Origin of the sequence: Olsenella sp. CU969, assembly GCF_905219715.1 — a bacterium.
In the GTDB taxonomy this organism is placed as follows: Bacteria; Actinomycetota; Coriobacteriia; order Coriobacteriales; family Atopobiaceae; genus Granulimonas; species Granulimonas faecalis.
Genome location: NZ_CAJMXC010000014.1, coordinates 26,476 through 33,339 on the forward strand (window position 1 = coordinate 26,476; position 6,864 = coordinate 33,339).

5 protein-coding genes and 1 tRNA gene are annotated in these 6,864 nt (G+C 69.2%); 4 read left to right on the top strand and 2 right to left on the bottom strand.

The annotated features are described in order from the left end of the window. Positions 1 to 607: 607 nt before the first annotated feature. Entirely contained in the window at positions 608 to 1,558 is a 951-nt protein-coding gene (locus JX283_RS02870; protein ID WP_204407243.1) for a patatin-like phospholipase family protein, read from the top strand. Here the strand turns inward: JX283_RS02870 and JX283_RS02875 are convergent. Beyond that, the gene (locus JX283_RS02875) at positions 1,555 to 2,505 is read right to left on the bottom strand and encodes a helix-turn-helix transcriptional regulator (protein WP_204829250.1); all 951 of its coding nucleotides are present in this window, start codon (positions 2,503 to 2,505) and stop codon (positions 1,555 to 1,557) included. The genes JX283_RS02870 and JX283_RS02875 overlap by 4 nt on opposite strands. Before the next feature lie 146 nt (positions 2,506 to 2,651). Then, complete coding sequence (gene serS / locus JX283_RS02880; RefSeq protein WP_204829251.1) at positions 2,652 to 3,947, bottom strand: serine--tRNA ligase; 1,296 nt, start codon at positions 3,945 to 3,947, stop codon at positions 2,652 to 2,654. 163 nt (positions 3,948 to 4,110) lie between these two features. On the opposite strand from serS, the gene JX283_RS02885 reads away from it, so the two are divergent. The 3 genes from JX283_RS02885 to JX283_RS02895 all read left to right on the top strand — a co-directional run. Beyond that, positions 4,111 to 4,311, top strand: coding sequence for a DUF6724 family protein (locus JX283_RS02885; protein ID WP_204829252.1), 201 nt, complete (start codon positions 4,111 to 4,113; stop codon positions 4,309 to 4,311). A gap of 383 nt (positions 4,312 to 4,694) precedes the next feature. After that, positions 4,695 to 4,781: transfer RNA gene (locus JX283_RS02890), tRNA-Leu, on the top strand. A gap of 1,337 nt (positions 4,782 to 6,118) precedes the next feature. Next, a partial coding sequence (locus JX283_RS02895) for a serine/threonine-protein kinase (protein WP_204829253.1) occupies positions 6,119 to 6,864 on the top strand: 746 nt, incomplete at its 3' end.

Here is a 6,864-nt window from a genome sequence, read left to right on the forward strand (position 1 = left end):
TTACCTCAGCTGGATAGAGGGTCTGACTACGAATCAGAACGTCACAGGTTCGAATCCTGTACGCCGCACCACTCGATTTTCCAGGCCCTCCGGGGCCTTTTTTCTTGCCGGTCGAAAGCGCCCCTGATCCGGGCCATGCCGCCGGGCGCCTCACAACCAGAACGGGTCACCTCGCACCGAGCACGGCACCCGGGCCGCCATGAGGAGCCCCAGCAGGTCGTCGAACGTGGCGCCGGGCGCCGAGAGATCCTGTACCAGTGTCTGGGCCTCGCACCCCTCTGGACATCGCAGGGCGGCCCGAAGCGGCCCCCCCTTGGACACCGTGACCACACGCCGCCACNGGCNTTGCGCCCCGGACTCCACCCGCTCCAGCACCGCGACGGCCCGGCCGAGGTCGGCTACGGCCACGGCCGGGCCGTCGGGCCCTTGGAGGCCGAGTGACAGGGTCACCATGGGCGCCGGGGGGCGGGCAAGGACTGCGGGGCAACGGCTCATGGGCTCTCCTCTCCGTGTTGACAGGAGTATACCCCAAATACGAACATATGTTCTGTTTAGAGGCGGCAAGCGGCGGTAGAAAGGTCTCGTTCACAAAAAAGAGGGAGGTCCTATGGCGGCTAACAAGGTTGATGGTGTGGGTCTCGCCCTGGCCGGCGGCGGATGGCGGTCCTATGCCCAGGTGGCGGTACTCGCCGACATGGAGGCCAACGGCATCCCCGTGGGTGCGGTGGCGGGCACATCCATGGGCTCGCTCGTGGCCACGCTCACCGCGGCGGGGCTCTCCTCCACCCAGATCGAGGACCTCCTGCTCAAGATGGACGTCAGCGTGGAGGAAGCAGGCATCGTCAAGAACATGCGCCGCCACGTGATCTCGGCCGTCACCCGCCAGGGCTTCGTGGACAACGGCGTGCTGGTGGAGCAGGTCCGTCCCCTGCTCGAGGAGGCGGGCGTGGCCACCTTCTCTGACCTCAAGATGCCCCTGGCCATCACCTCGGTGGACATCATCACCGGTGACCTCGTGGTGTTCACCGGCACGAACGGCTTCTTCGAGGGGCCGGGCGCCTGGACCACCGTCCCGGGCGACCACGACCTCGCCACCTGCATCGCCGCGTCGGGCGCATACCCGCTGGTGGTGCAGCCCGTCCATTTCCTAGGCCGCACCCTGGTGGACGGCGGCTGCCGCATGAACCTGCCCACGCCGCTGTTCGACCGCTCGGCGGTGGACGCCGTGGTGGGCGTGCATATGCTCAAGACCTACAAGGCCGTGAATGACCTCTCCATCCTCAACGTCATGGGCAAGTGCATGGACTACGGCGCCCAGCAGCTCGAGATCCTCTACGCCCAGGCGGCCGACGTCTCGGTCAACGTGCCCGTGCCCGGCGAGGACACCTTCAACCCCGGCCACGGCGAGGGCGTGGTGGACTTTGCCCGGGAGTGGCTGCTCAAGCACCCGGTGGACTGGTCGGCCGCGCACCCGAGCCTGCTCGACTCCGTGCGCCGCGGTGCCGCGGACTACCTGAGCCGCCTCTTCCGCGGGAGCGGAAACGGGCAGGAGGGCTAGGGGCCCCGGCCGGCGATTTGGGACAAAAGTGTCCGGGTGATGGGACAGGGGGCCTGCCACTCGGCCGGCGCCTCCTCCCCGGTATCGTCGGCAGGGCGCGGCCACAGGGCGTCCACCAGCAGCGACACCGCCAGCCCCATGAGAATGAGGCCCCACGCCGGATGCCACGCCCCTTCGAGAAGCCCCACCACGAGAAAGCCCGAGAGCCCCAGCCAGAAGCACAGGCCGGCCACGGCCCCGCGCAGCTTGCGCCCGCGCTTGCCGCGCACCACGGCGTTCGCCACGGAGCACAGGCTCTCCCAGGCGGGGATGACGGCAAGCAGGCAGCCGCCCACATCCCAGCGCTGCTCGAAGAGCCCGAGCCAGAGGAACGCGATAATGGCCAGCGGCGCATAGGGGATGCGCGAGACGAACGCCCGCGGCTTGGACCCGTGCCCCTCGGCCCGGTGGGCGTCCGCCCNGCTGTCNTNGNGCTCGTCGTCNATCCACACCGAGCCGTCCTCCTCGGTGCGCACGGTATGCTCGCCGTCGGACGCATTCACATGGATGCCGCCGGGACCCACCTCCACGTGGTCGCCGGTGCGGCGGTCGTGCACGTCCACGCCACCCCAGCCCACGGAGACCGATGCGTCGGCCGACGTCACCCGCACACCGTCGTCCCACGAGCACTCGACGGCGTCGCCGGCTCCCGCCGCGGCCTCGACCGGTTCTTCGGCCNCCGGCCCCTCCGGACGCTCTCCTCCGGCCGGCCCATACACCAGCTCGTCCAGGGTCACCCCGTAGAGCCGNGCGAGCGCGATGANGTTGTCCGTGTCTGGGCTCGACTCCGTGCGCTCCCACTTTGAGACCGCCTGCCGCGAGACCCCGATCCTCTCGGCGAGCTGTTCCTGGGTGAGGCCGTGCTCGCGCCGCAGGGTGGCCAGGCGCTGGGCGATGGAGACGTTCATGGTCGGTGCCTTCCTGTACGTGGCCGGACGGATGGGACCACCGTGCCGCGACGGCCGGTTGCAGGCCACCACCTTTGGGTTGAGAAACGGGAACGCCCCCGCAACTTTGGGTTGCGGGGGCGCAAAGACACAGGTGAAAGACCCTGTTACGCGTTCACACCCTCCTCGGGCTCGATGACGGTGACCCCGCCCATGTAGGGCACGAGGGCCTCGGGGACCGNGACCGTGCCGTCCTCGTTCTGGTAGTTCTCGATGATGGCGGCCATGGCGCGGCCCACGGCCAGACCGCTGCCGTTGAGCGTGTGCACGTAGCGGGTGCCCTTGANCTCGCTGGGGTCCTTGTAGCGGATGTTGGCGCGGCGGGCCTGGAAGTCCCAGCAGTTGGAGCAGCTGGAGATCTCCTTGTAGTCGCCGTAGCTGGGCAGCCAGACCTCGAGGTCGTAGGTTTTGGCGGCCGAGAAGCCCAGGTCGCCCGAGCAGAGCGTGACCACGTGGTAGGGCAGGCCGAGGGCCTGGAGGCACAGCTCGGCCTCNTGGGTCATGGCCTCGAGCTGGTTCATGGAGTCCTCGGGGAGGGCGAACTTGACCATCTCCACCTTGTCGAACTCGTGCACGCGGATGATGCCGCGGGTGTCGCGGCCGGCACTGCCCGACTCCTCGCGGAAGCACGGGGTGAAGGCGGTGTACTTGAGCGGCAGCTTGGAGCCGTCGANGATCTCGTCGCGNTGGATANTGGTGAGCATGACCTCGGCGGTGGGGATGAGGTACAGGTTGGGCTCCACGTGGTAGAGATCGTCCTCGAACTTGGGCAGCTGGCCGGTGCCGTAGAGGGTGNCGGCGTTGGTGATCACCGGGGGCCACCACTCCTTGAAGCCCGCCTTGATGTGCATGTCGATGAAGAAGTTGATGAGTGCACGCTCCAGGCGGGCGCCCATGCCGCCCAGCAGGTAGAAGCGGCTGCCGGCGATCTTGACGCCGCGCTCGAAGTCGATGATGCCCAGCTCGGGCCCCAGATCCCAGTGGGCCTTGGCCTCGAAGTCGAACTCGCGCGGGGTGCCCCAGCGCCTGACCTCGACGTTCTCGCTGTNGTCCTTGCCGTAGGGCACCGACTCGTCGGGGANGTTGGGGATGTGGCTCATGAGGTCGGTGAGGGCCTCCTCGACCTCGCCGCGGCGGGCGTCGAGTTCGGCGATGCGCTCCTTGTCGGCGGCCACGGCGGCCTTGGCGGCCTCGGCCTCGTCGCGCCTGCCCTCGCGCATGAGGCGGCCGATCTCCTTGGAGGCGCTGTTGCGCCGCGCCTGCAGGCCCTCCACCTCGGCGNTCACGGAGCGGCGCTCGGCCTCGAGCTCGAAGAAGCGGTCGCGGTCCCAAGAGCCGTTGCGGGAGGCCATGGNGGCGTCCACGGCGTCGGGGTTCTCGCGAACAAACTTGATGTCGAGCATGGTGACCCACTTTCGCTAGGGCTCGTTTGATGCGCCGTCGGGCGCCGTACCTGCGGCTGGGCAGGCGGCACCTGCGCGGCCTGACGCACCAGTATATACTTGCGCCTACGCGCCCGGCCCCACCGGACGGGCGCGCAGGCCCTTTTGCATGAGAGGTTCCCCCATGGATTTCGTGACCTGGCTCTTCGACACCCGCGCAGGCGTGGCCGCCATCTTCATCGGCGGCATCGCCNTGTGCCTGCTCATCGCCTTCATCCTCGAGCGACGCACCAAGAGGATGTACTTCGACCACCCCAAGGGGGACGNCGAGNACGACGGCANCTTCTCGGGCATCTTTGGCGGCGACGACGAGGACGACGAGTAGGCCGCGGCCGCCGCACAGCGACCTTCATGGGGCCCGTGCCGTGGGATGCCGCGGTGCGGGCCCTTGTCGCGTCTCAACCCATGCCAGAGGCGTCTCCGGCATGGGTCTCTCGGCAAAAGCGGCACTCCGACGCGGCGATTCCATGCCAAAGGCTCGTCCGGCATGGGCCGCAGGGGGTCANCGGGCGGCGGACCCATGCCAGAGGCTGCTATTGGCATGGGCAAAGGGGCCTCGTGAGGGGGCTTGGGACGCCCCGACGACGGCAGGTCCATGCCAAAAGCCGCTTTGGCATGGCGGCACGACCCCGCACCCCTGGGGTCCGGGCGGCCGTTGCCTAAAAAACCGTTGCCTCCGGGCGACGGACGTGTATAATTCCGACTTACGCGGGCGTGGCGGAATTGGCAGACGCGTACGGTTCAGGTCCGTATGAGGGTTCCCTCATGAAGGTTCAAGTCCTTTCGCCCGCACCATCGCACTTCCAGAGCCCCCCGGGGCTCTTTTTTTGTGCCGCCGCGCCTCCTGCCGCCCCGTCCCCAGGCGCCCCCACCTCGCCGCCTGACAGGCCCCGTCGGGGAACGGTCGGGCGATTGTCGGGTTTTTGTCAAACTATTTTTGAGAAGTCCAATATAAACCGGCATATTTAGTGCATACTGATTCCCATGAGTACCGTATTGACCGACCTGGGTGCTTGGATCGCATACGCCTCACGAGCCCCGCTCACACCGATCCCGAAGGAAGAGGCGGACCGCATCATGGGGGAGGCCACGTGCACGGCACGGCAGGCCGACGCCGTTCGCGACCTGCCGTGGTACAGCGAGATGGGCCCGTTCGCCCGCAGCCTCGCCGGCCTCCCCGACACGCAGCGGCTGCCGGTGCACCTCATGGTGGCCCCGGGGCACGACCGCTGCCGACGGCACGGCGCGGTCCCCCACCGCACGCCGGCCTTCGAGACGCCGATGTCCCCTCTGCTCCGGGTCGAGGGGCCCCTTGCGGGAGGCGACCCGGTCCACGTGCNGGCACCCGGCCTCTACCTGCTGCTCAGGGCCGCGATGCTCGGGGTGGCCGGCACGGCGGCGCTCGGGTGCACGATGGCGGCGAGCTACCTGTGCGACCCGGCGATCGGCCGGTGCCTCCCCCGCGACCCCCTGATAACCGCAGGCGCCGTGGAGGAACTCTGCCGGAAGGCCCCTGCGGCAAAGGGCAGGGCCGTGCTCGAGGAGGCCCTGGGCGCCATCGCCGACCGCTCGCGCTCCCCCATGGAGACGGCCCTGACGGTCATGCTCGCCCTGAAGCCCGCCCACGGGGGCATGGGGCTGCCAAAACCCGAGCTCAACGCCAAGATAGAGCTCCCGAGCGAGCTCAGACAGGCCGTTGGGGGCCAACGGTCGATGCTCGTGGACCTCTACTGGCCCGACGCCGGCGCTGGCGTGGAGTACGACAGCACCGAGTTCCACGACAACCGCGAGCAGGCTATCAAGGACCGACAGCGGCAGTTGGCCTCGGACCTGCTCGGCATAGACGTGGGCCCGTGGACCTCGGCCGTCGTCCACGACGAGCGGCTCTTCTCCATGGCCTGCGCCCGGCTGGCCGAGCGGCTGGGGCTGTCGTGGCACCCCGACGACCGCTTCACCTGGCAGCGCCGGTGCCTCCGGGCGGTCATGCTGGGCCCCCACCGGTTCTGGTGACGGACGGGACCATGCCAAAGGCGGCACCGGCATGGGCGGGCCACCACCGACCGGGGCGCCCGCGCTACACTGGTGCGGTCAGGCGGCCCCACCACACCCCAACCGCACCCAAGGACTCGCCCATGNAGACACAGACATCGCCGGCCCTGCGCCTGGGCCGTTACCGCACCATAGAGCTGCGCGACACCGGCGGCTTCGGGTCGGTCCTGGTGTGCTGGGACGTGCGCCTGCAGCGGCGCGTGGCCGTGAAGTGCCTGCNCCTGGACGCCGAGGGCGACGCCGCCTCGGTGGTCGACGAGGCCCTGGCCGAGGCCCGCGCCTCCAGCTTCCNCACCCATCCCAACATCGTCACGGTCCACGACTTCGCCGTGGACGACCGCTACGCCTACATTGTCATGGNGTACGTGGACGGCGTGACCCTCGCCGAGCTCATGGCCCGGGTGGAGGGGGGCGTTCTCATCTGGTGCGAGGTGGCCCACGTGCTGAGGTCCGTGGCGGCCGCCCTGGCCTACGCCCACGACAACGGCGTCCTGCACCTGGACATCAAGCCGGCCAACGTCATGGTGGCCCGGGACGGCTCGGTGAAGCTCGCGGACTTTGGCATGGCCTCCATCGCCAGCGCCGCAGGCTGGGGCGGGGCCCGGGGCGGCACCGTGGGCTACATGCCTCCCGAGCAGCTCACCGGCGACCTCGTCGACGAGCGCACCGACGTCTTCGCCCTGGCCGCCGTCTGCTACGAGGCCCTCACCGGCCTGCGGCCCTTCGAGGCGACCACGCCGGCCGCCTCCCTCAAGCTCATCGAGAAGGGCGCGCCGCCGCTCTCCGACGCCGAGGAGGGTCTCGGCGGCCCCACCACCCTGGCGTTCGA

Excerpts from the sequence above, each read along its gene's own strand:
- JX283_RS02870 (WP_204407243.1), top strand. The coding sequence starts at position 608 with ATGGCGGCTAACAAGGTTGATGGTGTGGGTCTCGCCCTGGCCGGCGGC.